Source organism: Candidatus Paceibacterota bacterium (assembly GCA_035452965.1).
Taxonomy (GTDB): domain Bacteria; phylum Verrucomicrobiota; class Verrucomicrobiia; order Limisphaerales; family UBA8199; genus UBA8199.
In genome coordinates, this window is the sequence record DAOTCE010000013.1 from 19559 (window position 1) to 34217 (window position 14659).

Genomic DNA, 14659 nt, shown 5'->3' on the forward strand with positions numbered 1-14659 from the left:
ACCGCGCCGCCCGCGCTAATAAACCCGGAGCGTGTCCAGCACCGCCTTGACACGGGGAACCTCGTGCGTGCGGAACAAATCGGTCTTGCCCAGCGCGGCCAGAACCGCAAAGAAGGGTTCTGCGCAGCGCACCTCCTCGCAGAAATACTCGAAGGCGTGGGGCAAGGCATGGCAAATCGGAAAGCCCAGCGTGCGCAGCCGGAACGTGTTCAGGAACACGGTCATCTGGTGGCGCACCCGCACGCTGCTGTCCTGCAAGTTGCTATAGTAAAAGCCCAGGCCCGGATCTATGAAGATCTTCTCCACGCCGTTGCGGGCCGCGACCTCAATCTGACGCGCAAAGTAGTCTTGCATGAGCCCCACCGGATCGGCGCTGAGATCAAAATCACCCACTTCCCGCACGTTCCTTCCCTGCACGTAGCAGATTATGACCGCGGCATCGTGCGCCGCCACCATGCGAAACAGATCATCGCTGCGGTCGGCGCCAGTCAGATTCAGAATATTCGCCCCCGCTTCCAGGCAGGCGCGTGTCACTGCCGGCTGATACGTTTCCACCGAGACCAGGATACCCGATTCCCGCAAAGCCCGGATGACGGGGAGCAGTTTGCTGTTCTGACCCGAATCGTCCACCCGCGCCGCATGCGCCAGCGTGGATTCCGCCCCTACGTCCACAATATCCGCCCCCTGCTCGCGCATGACTCTGCCGCGACGCACCGCAATCGCCGTGTTAAGGCCGACGCTCTCCCGATACCAGGAGTCCGCCGAGAGATTGATGACGCCCATGATCGCGGATTGCGAGTTGAAGGCGAAATGCTTGCCGCCGACGGAGAATTCCTTCACCCGCGCCCCGGCAGCAGCGCGATTCCTTTCGAGTAACCCGGCCAATTGTTCCAGTCCCAGCATGGCCGCCAAGGTAGGGCAAATCCCGATTTAGCAAAGCCGGAACTCACTGCTCCGTATTACCGCGCGCGCCGTGACTCGAGCATGACCTCGAAACGCGGGCACTACCCGCGCTTCGCCGCATCCTTCAGCCAGGCCAGGATATAGGCAAAGACAGCGTCCTTCTCCGGCTCATTGTGCAGTTCATGATACGCGCCATCCCAAATCTTCAAGGTGCAGCACCTGCCGGCCCGCTCGGCGAATTGGCGGCTGGCATCCGCGGACGTCAATCGGTCCGCGTCTCCGTGCATGACCAGGGCACGCAGTCTCAGCTCCGCGGCATGCGCAAGGGCCCACAAGCCGGCCCGAGAGGCCTCCACATACAGTCGGGCTGAGATCAAGTCATGATTCAGCGGATCCTCCACGTATCGCCGGACAACCGCCGGATCGCGGGAAAGGGCTGCTGCCTCGCAACCACAAACATTCGAGTGGGCCGGCCGGACCCGATTCATCACCTTCGCCAGGATTACCCGATGCAGGGGTGGTTCAAAGGCCAGCCGCAACAAGGGTGCTGTGGCGATCACTCCAGCCAGGTGAGACTTGCGGCGCAGGGCAAAGTTGAGCGCCAAACCGCCGCCAAGACTCTGTCCATACAGGAAAATGGACTTCCCGGCATAGCGCCGGGCTGTGTCATCCAGAAGGCACTGAATATCATCCAGGCATGTCTCGTAGGATTGGACATGCCCCCTTTGACCCGGCGAATTGCCATGGCCGCGCAGATCAAAGGTGTTTAATACAAAGCCTGCCCTGGTCAGGAACCCTGCCACATGCGCATACCGGCTGCTATGCTCTCCAAGCCCGTGTATCAGACAGACAACTGCGTGTGGCGCCGACTCCGGCAGCCATTCCTGGGCAGATAGCTCCCAGTGGTCGGCCGTGTGCAGTGTGTATTGGTTTCTGGCGGGAATCATCGCGAGCAGCGGAGGCACACGAAGACACGGGCTCCGGGTTTCACTTAAGCAACGGTCTCAGGTGCTTGATCGAGCGCTCCGCCTGCTCCACCGTCCCGCATTCCACGGAAAGCACGATGTCGCGCGGGCAACCCTTGCGAATGATCTGAATGACCTTCTTCCAATCAATCACCCCGTCCCCACACGCGCAGCCGACCGGCGTGCCGGTGACTTTGCCCCGCTCGGCGCCGCCTTGCTGGACGGAGATGTCCTTGGCGTGCAGATGTACCAGCCTTTTGACGACATGCCTCAGCCACTGGTAGGGATCGTGGCCGCACAAGAAGGCATTGCCGGTGTCGAAGTTGATGCCAATGCTGGGGCTCCTGACGAGCTTCTGGATGCGGTCAAGACCGTCAGGATGTTTGCTATACTGCTGATGGCACTCCAAGCCGATGAGTATCCCACGCGGCTCGGCCACCTTGGCGGACTCCATTAGCGTGTAGCGCATCAGGACGAAATCCTCGGCCGCGGTGGTCCAGTCGGCCTTGGGTCCCTCGTCGGTGTTGACGACGGGGGCGCCGCATTCGGCGGCGAAACGGATGGCCTGCTTAAGGTATTCGGTGCCGATCTCGGGCTTGGTGATTGGGGTATGGGCGGACAGCCCGGAGAGCTTCACCCCCGCCCGGGCGCAGGCATGCCTCACCCGCAACGGGTCGTCGAGCATGGAAACGCTGTGGAAATAGCCAGCCTCGCTCAGCAGCTCGCGGCCCCAATGGACCATCGGCTCGACGTGCGTGTAGCCCAGGTCGGCGGCCTTTTCCACGCCCCACTCGAAGGGCTTGTCGTGGTGGCGGACAAATTCGAGGTTAATGCCAATGTGGATCTTGCTCATAGGATAGTGAGGAGTGTTGGAGTGCTGGGGTATTGGAAATGGAGAATTGGGCTAAGCGGCAATCACTTGCGTTCTTTATCCCACTGGTCGCAGCGACGCCGGATGAACTCGGTGGTCCTGGTTTCCGAATAGACTGTAAGCAGATAGCTCACGCTGAACTTGTCACCCGGCCCGTATTCCAGCGGCTGCTTGTCCAGCCCCTGCGTGACCGATAAATAAGCGAAAGGGTCGAGCATGGTAAAGAAGAAGCGGCGCGAGTCGGTACTGCCAAACAAGACCAGCATTCCCTCATGCCCGTTCAGCGCGCCTGAGACGCTCGTCCAGCGGGCGGCAATGACGTTCTGCGTGTTCGGACCATGGTAAGGCAGGCCCTCGGAGTTCTGGAACTTCGCCACGTGATTGAATGACTCCGGCAGTCGCAGGCCGAGCCCCGTGTAATTTGCCCCCCGGATCGTCACTCTGCCAGCGTTCGGCCCCACCTGGAACTGCCCATCCCATCGGAGGGCGACTTCCTGCTTTGCCTCGTCAACGGACAGCCAAAGAGTGCGCCGCTCGACAAGCACAGCGGCAGCTAAGGAGTCACTCGCCCCTCGGTTGGTCGGCCCCAGCCAGTGAATTAGCTCCGTGAACTGGGCCTCCGGCACACCCTTGGCGTCAACCGTAGCGCTCTGGCGCACTAGTTCGACGTGCTTCTGGATGCCGGGCGTTCGGTGCTCTTCCCAGAAGTTGATGCCGTTGACATGGACGGCATACATCAAGCCGTGATGATGCAGATGGTCCGGGGGCGCGTCGCGCAAGACGTTCTCTCCACGCAGGGTGTAAAGCTCGCGCACGTAAGGCTTGAACTGATTCGTGGCGAAGGCATAGACAAGCAGCTTGCGCCCCTTGAATTGGATTTCCAGTTCTCCCTGAGCCGCCTTCGAATCAATCGCGATGGCGGGGTTGGCTGCGCTGGCGGCGCCGGCCAGTGCCAACAACAGTGCGAGCCCAAAAGCGAAACGCCGGTATGGCAATGCTGGCTTGCGATGCATGTCGTTAGTTCTTTGGTTGTTGGACGGATTGCGTGGGCGCCGATGCGAGGCCCGCCGCCCAGGCGCAGCCGCGCCGAAACAGCTCCTGCGCGCCGGGCACACTGAACGCCTTGGCGTCGTGGCCAAGCAGGCAATGAAAGGTCCGCCCCTGCCCATAGTGCGATATAAAGGCCATCGGGTAGTATTTGCCGTCCACTTTGGACTTGGACTGCGCAAGGATTTCGATCGGGTGATCGCCAACCAGGCAAGTGTATAGTTCGTCCTCCGTGTCGAAGTCTGTCATGCCGCGCAGGATCGGATGATTGGGCCTGGTCAACTCAACGCGGAACGTTCCGTGGGGGTCATGATTGCGCACGCCTGACCCCTCCCCGGCCCACACCCGGCCGGCGATCTTCGCGAACTCCCGCCACTCGCCGACCCAGGCGCCGCAGGCGAAGTGTGCCAGCGCGACCCCCTTTCCACCTTCCACAAACCGGCGCAGGTTCTCGCGCGCCTGCTCGGCTGGTCCCGGCTGGTGCCAATTCTGAAAGTGCAGCAGGAGCAGGTCGTATTGGTGGATGGCCGCCGAATCCAGAAAGCCGGGGTCCTCCGCCGTGACAACCTCCAGCCGCAAGTCCTTGCGCAGCGCTTCAGCCAACGCGGGCGCCGTCTGCCGCCACAGGTGGCCAGGATAATCCACACCGGTGACCAACAAGATGCGCGCCTTCTCCCTGGTGGCGGCCGACACCGCGCCCGGGGCGGCGCACACCCGCCCCCCGCTGAGCACTATCAACACCGCCAGAATTACTGCCGTGCCTTTCTTATGCGTGTCCATTTGAATCCATCCACAGATAGACATTTCTCGCTCATTCAGATCATCTTCGTCCGCCCGGGTTCAGGCACCGGATAGCTGCCGTTTGGGCCCGGCCTGGTCGGAGGCTCCATCCCGTCTCGACATTCCTCCGGTCTCGGGGGGTAGTAGTAGTCCGAGGCCATGACCTGCTCCCACGTCACCTCCTTGCCGGTATAGCAAGAAAGCTGGCCCATGACCCCAATCATAGTGCTACGCGCCATGTAATCCCCGCAATTGATGGGATTGCCCGAGCGGACGCCCGCGAACAGCTTGTCATGCTCGACCTGGTAAGGATCGCACTGGCCCTCCCAGCGCCAGTTGGTCTCGCCCGAAATTCGGCAGCCCATGATAGAGGCCTTGCCTTTGCTGCCGAAGACCAGGCTCGAATACTCATCGTAGCAGCCTGTAGTCGTGCGGCAAAACGCGTAGACCCGCACACCCTTCTCAAACTCATACACCACCGAATGATGATCAAATACGTCTCCATAAAGCGCTTCCACCATGGTGGACCGGCCGGCCAAGCCGTGGCACTTCGTGGGGACTGCGTTGCCCAGCACCCAGCTCGCCCGATCCAGGTTGTGCACCAGGGACTGCGGCACGTCATCGCCCGACAGCCAGCGGAAGTGATATTGCGTGCTGCATTGCCAATCCAGTTCGCTGTACTTCGGCTTGCGTTCGGTGATGCGGTAAGGCGCCCGCAGGAAGTTCTCCTCGATGCTGACGACGTGGCCAATGGCGCCGTCCCGGATGCGCTGCACGGTCTCGTTATACCCCGTATGGAAGCGGCTATGCAGGCCCGAAACGATGCACAGCTTCTTCTCCCTGGCGAGGTCGCACGCCTGCTGCATGAGCCTAACGCCGAGCGGGTCAATCGCGTGCGGTTTTTCGACAAATACATGTTTGCCCGCCTGAATGGCCGCCATCGAGTGGAGCGGATGGAACTTCGCCGCATTGGCAATCAACACCACATCCGACGCCTCGATCACATGCTTGTAGCCATCGAAACCGGTGAAGCAGTGCGCGTCATCCACATTCACCTGCGCGCCCTTGGCCTGCGTGATCGCTTCCCGCGCCCCCTTGACTCGGTCCAAGAATATATCGCTCATGGCAACCAGCCGGGCGCCGGGGTCGGCGCTCAGCGCCTGTGCTCCCGCGCCGGTATTGCGGCCACCGCAGCCAATCATGCCCACCTTGATGATGTCGCTTCCGGCGGCATGGACGCCAAGGCTGACCGTGCCCACCGCGGCCGCGGAAGCAGCCACCGCCGAAGTCCGCAGGAAATCGCGGCGAGTGATGGTTTGCGCAAGGGGATTATCGTTCTTCATGGTCTCATTCAGCAGTTTGTTTCCACGCAACACGAGCTAGGCGCTCGCATGCGCCGCATTCAATCGCAGCCCGCATCACGTGGCAAACGCAAAATGAGCGCCCCGCCCGCCATGCGGTTCCTCGATGATGTCTTCAGGGCTGGCGGGGACGCTCGACCTCCCGGGCCGGGCTCAACTCGAGCACTGCCGCTGTCATGGCAGTGACGCCCGCTTTGATGCTCGGTTCGGGCTCCGGCGACCAGAATGGCGAGTGGAGAGAAGGCAGGGGTTTTCCCGTTTGCTTGCTCGCGTTGAGATCTTCAAGGCTGACCCCGCCGATGTTCAGCATGCAAATGGGAATCTTCGGCTCGGTCCGGCCAAACTCGGCGAAGTCCTCTCCCCCCATCGAGGCTCTCTTCTCGATGAGGTTGGTTTCACCGAACCAGCCTTTGAGCGCGCCCACCAGCCTTTCGGTCAGCTTCGGGTCGTTGTAAAGAGCGGGAGTGAGTTCTTCCATTACTCTCACCTCGGGCAGGCGGTCCTCCGGCAACCCCGCCGCCAGGGCCTGTCCGCGCGCTATGCGTTCAATGCCTTCCAGGGTTTGGCGCCGCGTTTCCTCGGCATAGGAGCGCACGGTCAATTGCAGCCGCACCTCATCGGGTATGATGTTGCGCCGGGTGCCGCCATGGATGGTGCCGACCGTTACCACCGCCGGTTCGCCGGGCTGCAGCTCGCGGCTGACAATAGTTTGGAGGGCGAGAACAATCTGCGCGGCGAGGACCACGGGGTCTTTGGTCTTCTGCGGGTAGGCGCCATGCCCGCCCACGCCGCGCACGATGACATCCACTGAATCAACGCTGGCGCAGAAGTAACCCGACCGGTAACCCACCGTCCCAACCGCCAGCTCCGCGTCGTCATGCAAAGCGAAGCAGAAGTCCGGACGGGGGAAGCGCTGGAACAAGCCGTCCTCGATCATGCCGGACGCCCCGCCGACGGCTTCTTCGGCGGGCTGGCCGACGAAAACCACCGTGCCGCGCCATTGATCCTTGACCTGACGCAGCACTCGCGCCGCGCCCACCAGCCAGGTCATGTGCATGTCGTGACCGCAGGCATGCATGACCGGCACTTGGTTTCCTTGCGCGTCCCTGGCGGTCACCTTGCTGGCGTAAGGCAGCCCCGTTTGTTCCTTTACAGGCAGCGCGTCCATGTCCGCCCGGAGCAGGACGGTGGGGCCGGCGCCATTGCGCAGCACGCCCACAACTCCGCCCCTGCCGACCCCGGTGGTGACTTCGCAGCCGGCTTTCCGGAGTTCCTCGGCCACGCGCGCGGCGCTTTGTGTTTCCTGGAAGGACAACTCGGGATGGGCATGCAGGTGCTGGTAAAGTTCAAGCAGGCCGGGGCACTCCTGCGTCACTCGTGAACGCACCATCTCCTCCGCCGGCGTGGCGCCCTGGCCCCGCAGGCAAGACGCCGCCAGGCAAGACGCCAGGATCCACTGCACCGCAGACCGTTTCACGATTGGCGCCCCTCCTCGCTCACATCCAACTCGAATATCTCGTACTTGGTGCGGCTCATGCCTAACCGCTCATACGATTCGCAAGCGCGGGTGTTATCCGCATGCACATAGAGCCGGAGACTGCAGACCTCCTTGCGAGCTTGCGCGAGGTTCCGCAGGTGGTTGAACAGCGAGCGAAACACCCCGGCGCGCCGGAACTCCGGCTTTACGTAAACGCTTTGAATCCACCACATGTTGCCGTTGCGCCAGTCGCTCCACTCATAGGTGATCAACATCTGCCCCACGATTGCGCCATGCACCTCGGCGACGTAATAAACGCCTTTGGCCCGGTCCGTCAGCAGGGCCGCAACGCCCGCCTCAACGCGAGCCGCCTCCAGCCTCAGCTCTTCGCTCTCCTGCGCCAAGCGCAGATTGAAGTCCGCAATCACCGGCGCGTCGCCCAGGGCCGCTTCCCGAATCTTGATTTCCATGCCAAAAGCTTAAGACGCGTAGGCCGGGAAGCAACTGGTTTCCCCTGGTGACAAACCGCGCGCCGGGAGTAGCATGGAAGGTGATGGACGACCCTGTTCAACTGCCGATTGACGGTGTGCTGGACCTGCACACCTTCAGCCCGCGGGAAGTCAAAGACCTCGTAACGGATTATCTGGCCGCCTGCCGGGAACGCGGCATTTTCCAGGTGCGAATCATTCACGGCAAGGGCATCGGCGCTCTCAAGCGCACCGTCCACTCGATGCTGTCCAAGCACCCCGAGGTCGTGTCCTTCGCCCTCGACCATCCCCAATACGGCGGCTGGGGCGCGACCATCGTCCACCTGCGCAAGCCGCAGGACCAGAACCAGTAAGAGGGAGCCCCGCCATGCGCAGGGTTGAGGTGCTGGTCTCTCCACTCCTCGAGCATTTCGCCCTTGCCCGGTCAAGGCGCAGCAAAGAAGCGCAGGGCATCCTTCATATACCGGGCGCGCACCTTGGCCGAGGAAAGGCATTCGAAGGGGAATCCAAGGCAAATTGCCTTCCCTCCGCCGTCGGATCCGTCGTATTGCACGGCAGCCGCTCCGGGACTTTCGGGGTAAAGCAGGCACGGCTGTGCGCCGGGTCCTGCCGGCCGCAGCCGGCAAACGCCGTTGATGAAGTAGCTTTGGTCGCTGGCATCACCGAACACGCCCGGCCGGTTGCGGCGAAAGATCGAACCTCTCGCCGGCACGAAGGAGAGGAACCGCGCGGAGGCCCCAGGCTCATCGGCCGGGACGGCGTGAAGTTGCCGGCTCAAGTCGTTGGCCCCATCCTCCGTGCCCCGCAGCGCTTCCGCAATGGCGGAGCCCGAGAGCAACAGATTCCCTCCCTGCCCGAGGTACGCCGTCAGGGCGCGCCGCTCCGCGGCGGTCACGATGTTTGTCGTTTGCCTCCCGGACGCCCAGAATACGACCTGATACCCATCCAGCGGGATGGTCCCGCTGGCGACGGCTTCGCGCTGACAGGAGTCGAACGCCACGCCATTCGCAGCCAGTGCCTGGCCGTGCTGGACCACATAATCAAAACCGTTGTTCAAGCGCGGAATGACCCGGTCCATCCTGCCGATGCCGGAGGGCGAAAGGTAGTTGGTGGCGCGCAAGGTCTGCCGGGGGTTGTTGAAACGGGCAAACTCGGTGAAGGCGTTCACAAATAACACTCGGGAGGCCGTCGCCTTGTTTGCCAGGCGGCAGCCCGCAACCTCTGAAGGCACCGACTCGCCGCCCGCGTTTACCGCTGTCACCTGGAAATAGACTGCCTGGCCGCGCGGCAAATCGGACACCGTTACCGCGGTTTGGGTGCCCGGGACACTAACCGGCTGTCCAAAGCCATATCCGTTCTCCGAACGGCAGACCAGGTAGCTGTCGACAGGATTCTGACGGGCATCCGACGGCTCGTCCCAGGCCACCAGCACCCCTTCCGGCACGCCGGTGACGCGAAGGTTCCCGGGCGGCCCCGGCAGGAACTGGAGCGGCAGCCCGTCGAACTCGTTCATGTATCGGACGAGGGCCTGGTAGCTGCATCGCGCGGCGATGTCCCGCACCTTCGGATCGCGCAGCAACCTGGCATCTGCCGGGCTGTCGTGAAACGCCACCTCAAGGATGGTAGCATCGAACTCATTCTGGATGGAGCGGTTGTTGATCTCGCCAAAGGCAAAGTCGCCGCGGGCAAACGCCACGGTCGAGCGTTTGAACCAGGGCAATTCGAGCGGCGGCACCGTCACCCCGCACAAGGTGGTAGTCAACTCGGCCCCCGCCAATTCCGCCAGGCGTCGTTGGTGCGGGGTATCGGTGCCGGGGAACCGCGCGGGATTATTCCAGAGACCGATGGCGCCACGGCCGCCGCCGGCATTGGAATGGAAGCCCAGGTAAACCCGCTGGTATATGTTGCCTTCCTGCTCCCGGTTCATCGCCCGGGCCATGCGCGGCGGAGCGCTGACATTGCTGGAGCCCTGGTCATCGGACCTCGTTGACAGGACGTTGGTCTGGCCCTGGCCCAGGCTGCTCCAAATCCAATACCACGACGCTTCATCTTCGCGCGGATAGGTTGAGATGGGCCCTCCCGGCGCGGGGACAACATCACCCATGCCATTCCCAAACCGGATGGCATCGGCCACGGCCACCGCTCCAAATCCGGGCGAAGGCTGCAGGTTGCTGACAACGACCGAGCCCCGCTTGCGATCGGCGCCTGCCTCGAAGTAGTACGTGCCCAGGTACACCCAGCCGTTGCCGACCATGTGATGAGGCACCCGCACGAGCGTCTGGCCTCCCGTGTGCAGGACCCGGTAAAGCTGGCTGGTGCGGTCCGACCCGTGCCGCACCCACGTATAAACGGGATAGTGACCGGCGGCGGGAAGCTTTGGTGTATAGGTCGCCGTGGCGGTTTCGGACTTGTCCAGCAGCACGAACCGATAGGGCACCGCCCCCACCCGGCCGTAGTAAACGGAGGAGCGGCTGTCGAACCACTTGCCGGAAAAGCGCACTCCCCGGGAATCATTGTCCAACACGACTTCATTCGGCTGGTAGCCGATGGGGCGGAAGGCGACCACCGTCGCACCGGAATTGAAGGCATAGGGGACAAAGAAGTTCATCTGGTCGAGGTTTCCATAGTCCTCGTTCATTTCCAGGGCAACCCCGCGCCCGGTAGTCCACCGTTTGCCGTTCCAGGCCCAGCCGTGGCCGGCGCAGGTATAAATGATTCGGCCCGACAACGCCCCAGCGCACTGCCGGGCCGCTCCAGCGAACTTGAACTCAGCATCCGTCAAGCCGCTGACAGCAGGTGGCCGCGCGTCGTCAGGCAGCGTCTCAAAGAACTCGTCCTGAGCGGGCAATCTGGACGGCAGGAGGCAGCTCAACAGAAGAGGCGCGAGGCCACAATGAACCAGTAGTCGGTCTTTCAAAGCGCCGTGCAGGAAACCGCATCCCGGCCGTCAGCGCCAGACAATAGTAACCGCTGAGGTCAGTTGGCACGCATATCAGTTTCATCGCGGATTTCCAAGGAACCCCAACTGCGATTCGTCGTCTGGAGCCCTCCCTTTTGCCCCCAGCACCCCCGCCGGACGGGCTCGGCCCCGTCGCCGTGCTACCGCGCTGGCATCGGCTCGCGGTTGGCTGGGGGATGGCTGGTTAGTGCTGTGGTGTCCCGGTGTGTATCCCATGGGGAGCGCTCCCCATGGGATACACACCGGGGCATAACCGTGCCGTCACCGTATCACCCAGCCATGGTTGCCGAGGTCAGTGGGGACTGATATAAGCTGGCAGGCAGCAATACTGTCCCAAAAATGGACAGTGCCGGGGATTGAGGCTGGGAGGCCCATCCGGTTCCGGCGGGAGGGCACTGATGGCCTTGGGTTCCCTTTGCCTGGGCGGGACATCTGACATCTGCAAACGCGGCGCGTGGGCATCCTGTCCGCTTCTACGGTTCAAGTGCTCCAAGCGGGCAGGATGCCCGCGCGCCGGTCTGGCGGCATGCTGTGTGGAACATGATCCGGGTTATGTGGATGAAAACCGCCGTTGGCGCTTCCCGAAGATTCGTGATGCACCGATTGTCTCACCCGCCCCCGATTCTCCGCCGGGTGCACGCGTTGAGGCAAGGATCAGCGCGGACTTACATCCGCGGCTACAAGGCGTGGCCGCCGTCGTCAGACGGCGCAAACATCACGTTGGCACGCCATCAACCCGTCCGGGCGCTAGTCCAGGCGCGCGAACAGCGCCATGAGTGTGTCCAGGATTTTCGGGGCGGCTTCTGTCTCCAGGTAGCTGGACCGGGCCCGCCATGTCTCGTAGCCGCCGAGCTTGTGCTGCTCGGGCGTGGGCAGGTAGCCGTTGTAGCCGTTGGCCAGCTCGATGGTGAAGGTCTGCTTGAAGGGGCTCTTCTGCTTGATCGCCAGCCCGATTTCAGCGAACACCTCGCACGGGATGGCCGCAATGCCTAGGTCGCCGATGCGCATCGCCTGGAGGATCAGCGGCACCTGGCTCGGGTAGTCCTTCATCAGCACCGTCTCGCGGGCATAGATTTGCTCGGAGGTTCTTAACGCTTTCCCTTTTGCCTCGGCCAATATCGTCTCAGCGCGGGCAACCTCTTCTTCGCAGGGCCGCCGCACGCCCAGGTTGATCTCCGTTTGCTCCACACCCAGCGGGACCCAATCCTGATACTGCAGCGTCCGGCAAACCCGGTGCACTTCAGCGGCGACGGCGTTGGCGACGGCCTGGATTTGCTCGTAAGGCTGTTTCGGCTCCGGCTTCCGGCGGAAGTTGATGTTGTTGATGTCGCCGCTGGTGCCGTTGGCCAGCATGGCGACGAAGGGCGGGTCGAGCCGGTCCGCGCCGAGCAACTGCTGGATGCGGTCGGCAAAGGCGCCGTAGTAATCCGCCGAAATGTCGTTTCCCCGGCTCGTGCCGACATAGTGCAGGGAGTAGTTGGCCAGCAAAGCGATGGCACGGCCTTCCGGCGACTGGACGGAAACGACGGAGACCTCGGGGTCGGTGGGGCCGACGGGCTCGACCAGGTCGGGGCTGGCATGGGGCGGGTTCATCTTGACGAGGTCGTTGGTGCCGCCGAAGGGATTGGGCGGGATGGTGCCGGGCTTCATTCTCCAACGCCGGTTAAAGACCTGATTGGGCTCACGGCCCGCGCCCCAGGCGATCCTGGCCGGGGCAAGGTTGTTAATCGCGCGCGCCACGCCGTCAGCAATGCGTTCCACCAGAAACCCACGGTAATGCGCGTCCGGTTCGCTCTGGAAAACGCCGGCGCAAGTCGGCGCCGTGTGGGTGTGAACGGCGGAAATGAGAATGTGGCCGGCGGCCAGGCCGCACTTTTCCTCGATCCTGCGCCTGGCGGCATCGGTTACTTCCCGCGGAATCATGCAACTGTCGCAAACCACAACGGCAAGGCGCGCGCGCCCGTTGTCCAGGACGAGGCAGCGGGCGTGCAGTTCGTCGTGTACGTGCGTGGCCGAGCGGTCGGTGAAATAGCCGTTGATGGATGTGCCCAGGCGGGGCGTGATGTTGCTGGCGGCGGCGCCGGCGCGGAGCTGGCGCGGCGGCTCGCCGGATTTGGCGGGCGCCGCGGGAGCGGCGCCGAAGCCCGTCATTCCAAAGCACAGGAGGGCCGCAAATGCCGCGCGGCGGAGATGCCTGAAAAGCGAAGCGCGCATAGACTTGTCGGCATTAGTTCAAAGTGATTGGCGGCGGTTGTCAAGGCCTTCCCTGCCCGCGCTTGGCGTGCTTTTGACTTTTGGCCCGGGGCAGTGGCATAGTGCGCCGGATGGAACGGACCGATGCGGAGTTGATTGCGGCGGTGCTCAAGGGCGACGCCGCCAGCTTCGAGCCGCTGGTCCAGAAATACTCGCCGCGACTCTTTGGGATGGCCCGTCGCTACGCCCGCCGCGAGAGCGAGGTGGAGGACATTGTGCAGGAGGCCTGGCTGAAGGCTTACGCAAACCTGCGCAGCTTCCGCGGCGACGCGCCCTTCGAGCACTGGCTGATGCGCCTGGCCATTCGCACCTGCTACGATGCGCTGCGCAGCCAGCGGCGCAACCGCGAGACGACCTTCGCCGACCTGACGGAGCCGGAGGGAAATTGGCTGGAGCGGTTCATCAGCGAGCCGGAATCGGCCAGGGTGGACGCCGAGGGCGCGCGGCAGCTCATCGCGCGCCTGCTGGAGCGGCTTTCGCCGGCTGCCCGGCTCGTCATTACCCTGGCGCATATCGAGGAAAAGTCGCCGAAGGAAATCGCGAAGCTGACCGGCTGGTCGGTGTCCATGGTCAAGGTGCGGGCCTTCCGGGCGCGGGCCGAGATGCGCAAGTGGCTGTCGCGGATGGCCAAAGAAAAGTACCTGTAACCGCGCCCGGCCACGGAGCGTCTGAACCGTTGCAGACTGTATGAATCTGGGCGAACTGGAACATAAACTCATTGCCGCGGCGCGGGCGAATCCGCCGAGCGACCGCGTGCCGTATGCCTTCGAGAAGCGCATCATGGCCCGCCTGGCCGCCCGACCGGTGATGGATGGCTGGGCGTTGTGGGGGCGCGCGTTGTGGCAGGCCACCGCGCCGTGCGTGGCCATCATGCTCCTGTTGGGCGCCTGGTCATGGCTGGCGCCACAAAGCAGCGCGCCGGCGGGTGACTTGAGCCAGGACCTGGAGCAGACGTTGTTGGCGGCAGTGGACCAGGATTCAACTGTTGATTCGACCTGGTGAATAGCTGGAAGGTCATTCTTGCCACAATGGTCATCTTCGGCACCGGGGTGGTGACCGGGGGGCTGCTGGTGGGTTTTGCCGAACGCGGCCGCGAGCACCGCCCACCGCGGGTTGGGGGTGTGGTCCGTCCCGCCCAGCCTTCCTCCGCGGGCGCCATGCGGATCGAGTTCCTGCGACGCGTGGAGAAGGAACTGGGATTGACTCCACAGCAGCGCGAGCCAATTGACCGGATCCTTCGCGACGGCCAGGAGCGGATGAAGAAGCTGATGGACACAGTGGAGCCCCGCCGGCGGGAAGAGTACAGGAAGACCGTCGAGGAGTTTCGGGCGGTGCTGACACCCGAACAGCAGCGGCGGCTCGACGGGCTGCTCAAACAGCAGCAACGCGCGCGCGACCAACGAAAGGCTTCCCCGCCGCGAGGCCGTCCGCCGCAAAGCCCGCCCGCGAACACGAACCTCTGACCAACGGGAGCGCCGGGCCCCGCGCAGTGCCGGCCTTGAGGGCACATCGCCCCGGGCTGTCACGTCCTCCGCATGCGGCACCGCTTTACATT

The 14659-nt window shown here is 63.3% G+C and carries 14 protein-coding genes; 4 read left to right on the forward strand and 10 right to left on the reverse strand.

Annotated elements, in window-relative coordinates; translation table 11 throughout:
- Positions 1-15 precede the first annotated feature (15 nt).
- The 8 genes from P5205_11810 to P5205_11845 all read right to left on the reverse strand — a co-directional run bounded on the left by P5205_11810 (position 16) and on the right by P5205_11845 (position 7874).
- Positions 16-903 (reverse strand): dihydropteroate synthase, encoded by an 888-nt coding sequence (locus P5205_11810; GenBank protein ID HSA11045.1) that lies wholly within the window; start codon positions 901-903, stop codon positions 16-18.
- A gap of 101 nt (positions 904-1004) precedes the next feature.
- On the reverse strand, positions 1005-1850 hold the full coding sequence (locus P5205_11815; protein HSA11046.1) for a lysophospholipase: 846 nt from the start codon (positions 1848-1850) through the stop codon (positions 1005-1007).
- A 40-nt stretch (positions 1851-1890) separates the two neighbouring features.
- The gene (locus P5205_11820; GenBank protein HSA11047.1) at positions 1891-2721 is read right to left on the reverse strand and encodes a sugar phosphate isomerase/epimerase; all 831 of its coding nucleotides are present in this window, start codon (positions 2719-2721) and stop codon (positions 1891-1893) included.
- Positions 2722-2783: 62 nt separating this feature from the next.
- Positions 2784-3752: a PmoA family protein gene (locus P5205_11825; GenBank protein ID HSA11048.1), complete on the reverse strand. Its 969-nt coding sequence runs from the start codon at positions 3750-3752 to the stop codon at positions 2784-2786.
- A gap of 4 nt (positions 3753-3756) precedes the next feature.
- The gene (locus P5205_11830) at positions 3757-4566 is read right to left on the reverse strand and encodes a ThuA domain-containing protein (protein ID HSA11049.1); all 810 of its coding nucleotides are present in this window, start codon (positions 4564-4566) and stop codon (positions 3757-3759) included.
- Between the two features lie 35 nt (positions 4567-4601).
- Positions 4602-5909 carry a Gfo/Idh/MocA family oxidoreductase gene (locus tag P5205_11835; GenBank protein HSA11050.1) on the reverse strand — a complete coding sequence of 436 codons (1308 nt, stop codon included), beginning with the start codon at positions 5907-5909 and terminating at the stop codon, positions 4602-4604.
- Positions 5910-6042: 133 nt separating this feature from the next.
- Entirely contained in the window at positions 6043-7404 is a 1362-nt protein-coding gene (locus tag P5205_11840; GenBank protein ID HSA11051.1) for an amidohydrolase, read from the reverse strand.
- Positions 7401-7874 carry a GNAT family N-acetyltransferase gene (locus P5205_11845; protein HSA11052.1) on the reverse strand — a complete coding sequence of 158 codons (474 nt, stop codon included), beginning with the start codon at positions 7872-7874 and terminating at the stop codon, positions 7401-7403. Before P5205_11845 ends, P5205_11840 begins: the two co-directional genes overlap by 4 nt.
- An 83-nt stretch (positions 7875-7957) precedes the next feature.
- Here P5205_11845 and P5205_11850 point away from each other — a divergent pair, with 83 nt between their 5' ends.
- A complete protein-coding gene (locus tag P5205_11850) occupies positions 7958-8245 on the forward strand; it encodes a Smr/MutS family protein (protein ID HSA11053.1) in 288 nt (95 codons plus the stop codon).
- 71 nt (positions 8246-8316) lie between these two features.
- Here P5205_11850 and P5205_11855 read toward each other — a convergent pair whose 3' ends face one another.
- Together P5205_11855 and P5205_11860 are read right to left on the reverse strand one after the other, a co-directional pair.
- Positions 8317-10809 (reverse strand): fibronectin type III domain-containing protein, encoded by a 2493-nt coding sequence (locus tag P5205_11855; protein ID HSA11054.1) that lies wholly within the window; start codon positions 10807-10809, stop codon positions 8317-8319.
- Between the two features lie 789 nt (positions 10810-11598).
- Positions 11599-13065 carry a neutral/alkaline non-lysosomal ceramidase N-terminal domain-containing protein gene (locus P5205_11860; protein HSA11055.1) on the reverse strand — a complete coding sequence of 489 codons (1467 nt, stop codon included), beginning with the start codon at positions 13063-13065 and terminating at the stop codon, positions 11599-11601.
- 110 nt (positions 13066-13175) lie between these two features.
- Between P5205_11860 and P5205_11865 the strand changes: the two genes are divergently transcribed.
- Genes P5205_11865 through P5205_11875 form a run of 3 tightly spaced genes read left to right on the forward strand, consistent with a single transcriptional unit; the run spans position 13176 to position 14567 of the window.
- A complete protein-coding gene (locus P5205_11865) occupies positions 13176-13751 on the forward strand; it encodes a sigma-70 family RNA polymerase sigma factor (GenBank protein HSA11056.1) in 576 nt (191 codons plus the stop codon).
- A 40-nt stretch (positions 13752-13791) separates the two neighbouring features.
- Positions 13792-14106 carry a hypothetical protein gene (locus P5205_11870; GenBank protein ID HSA11057.1) on the forward strand — a complete coding sequence of 105 codons (315 nt, stop codon included), beginning with the start codon at positions 13792-13794 and terminating at the stop codon, positions 14104-14106.
- The gene (locus tag P5205_11875) at positions 14103-14567 is read left to right on the forward strand and encodes a hypothetical protein (protein HSA11058.1); all 465 of its coding nucleotides are present in this window, start codon (positions 14103-14105) and stop codon (positions 14565-14567) included. The genes P5205_11870 and P5205_11875 overlap by 4 nt, the downstream gene beginning before the upstream one ends.
- Positions 14568-14659: the final 92 nt, after the last annotated feature.

Bases quoted from the DNA above. Each gene is read 5' to 3' on its own strand.
- P5205_11810 (HSA11045.1), bottom strand. From the start codon at position 903: ATGCTGGGACTGGAACAATTGGCCGGGTTACTCGAAAGGAATCGCGCT.
- P5205_11815 (HSA11046.1), bottom strand. From the start codon at position 1,850: ATGATTCCCGCCAGAAACCAATACACACTGCACACGGCCGACCACTGG.
- P5205_11820 (HSA11047.1), bottom strand. From the start codon at position 2,721: ATGAGCAAGATCCACATTGGCATTAACCTCGAATTTGTCCGCCACCAC.
- P5205_11825 (HSA11048.1), bottom strand. From the start codon at position 3,752: ATGCATCGCAAGCCAGCATTGCCATACCGGCGTTTCGCTTTTGGGCTC.
- P5205_11830 (HSA11049.1), bottom strand. From the start codon at position 4,566: ATGGACACGCATAAGAAAGGCACGGCAGTAATTCTGGCGGTGTTGATA.
- P5205_11835 (HSA11050.1), bottom strand. From the start codon at position 5,909: ATGAAGAACGATAATCCCCTTGCGCAAACCATCACTCGCCGCGATTTC.
- P5205_11845 (HSA11052.1), bottom strand. From the start codon at position 7,874: ATGGAAATCAAGATTCGGGAAGCGGCCCTGGGCGACGCGCCGGTGATT.
- P5205_11850 (HSA11053.1), top strand. From the start codon at position 7,958: ATGGACGACCCTGTTCAACTGCCGATTGACGGTGTGCTGGACCTGCAC.
- P5205_11860 (HSA11055.1), bottom strand. From the start codon at position 13,065: ATGCGCGCTTCGCTTTTCAGGCATCTCCGCCGCGCGGCATTTGCGGCC.
- P5205_11865 (HSA11056.1), top strand. From the start codon at position 13,176: ATGGAACGGACCGATGCGGAGTTGATTGCGGCGGTGCTCAAGGGCGAC.
- P5205_11870 (HSA11057.1), top strand. From the start codon at position 13,792: ATGAATCTGGGCGAACTGGAACATAAACTCATTGCCGCGGCGCGGGCG.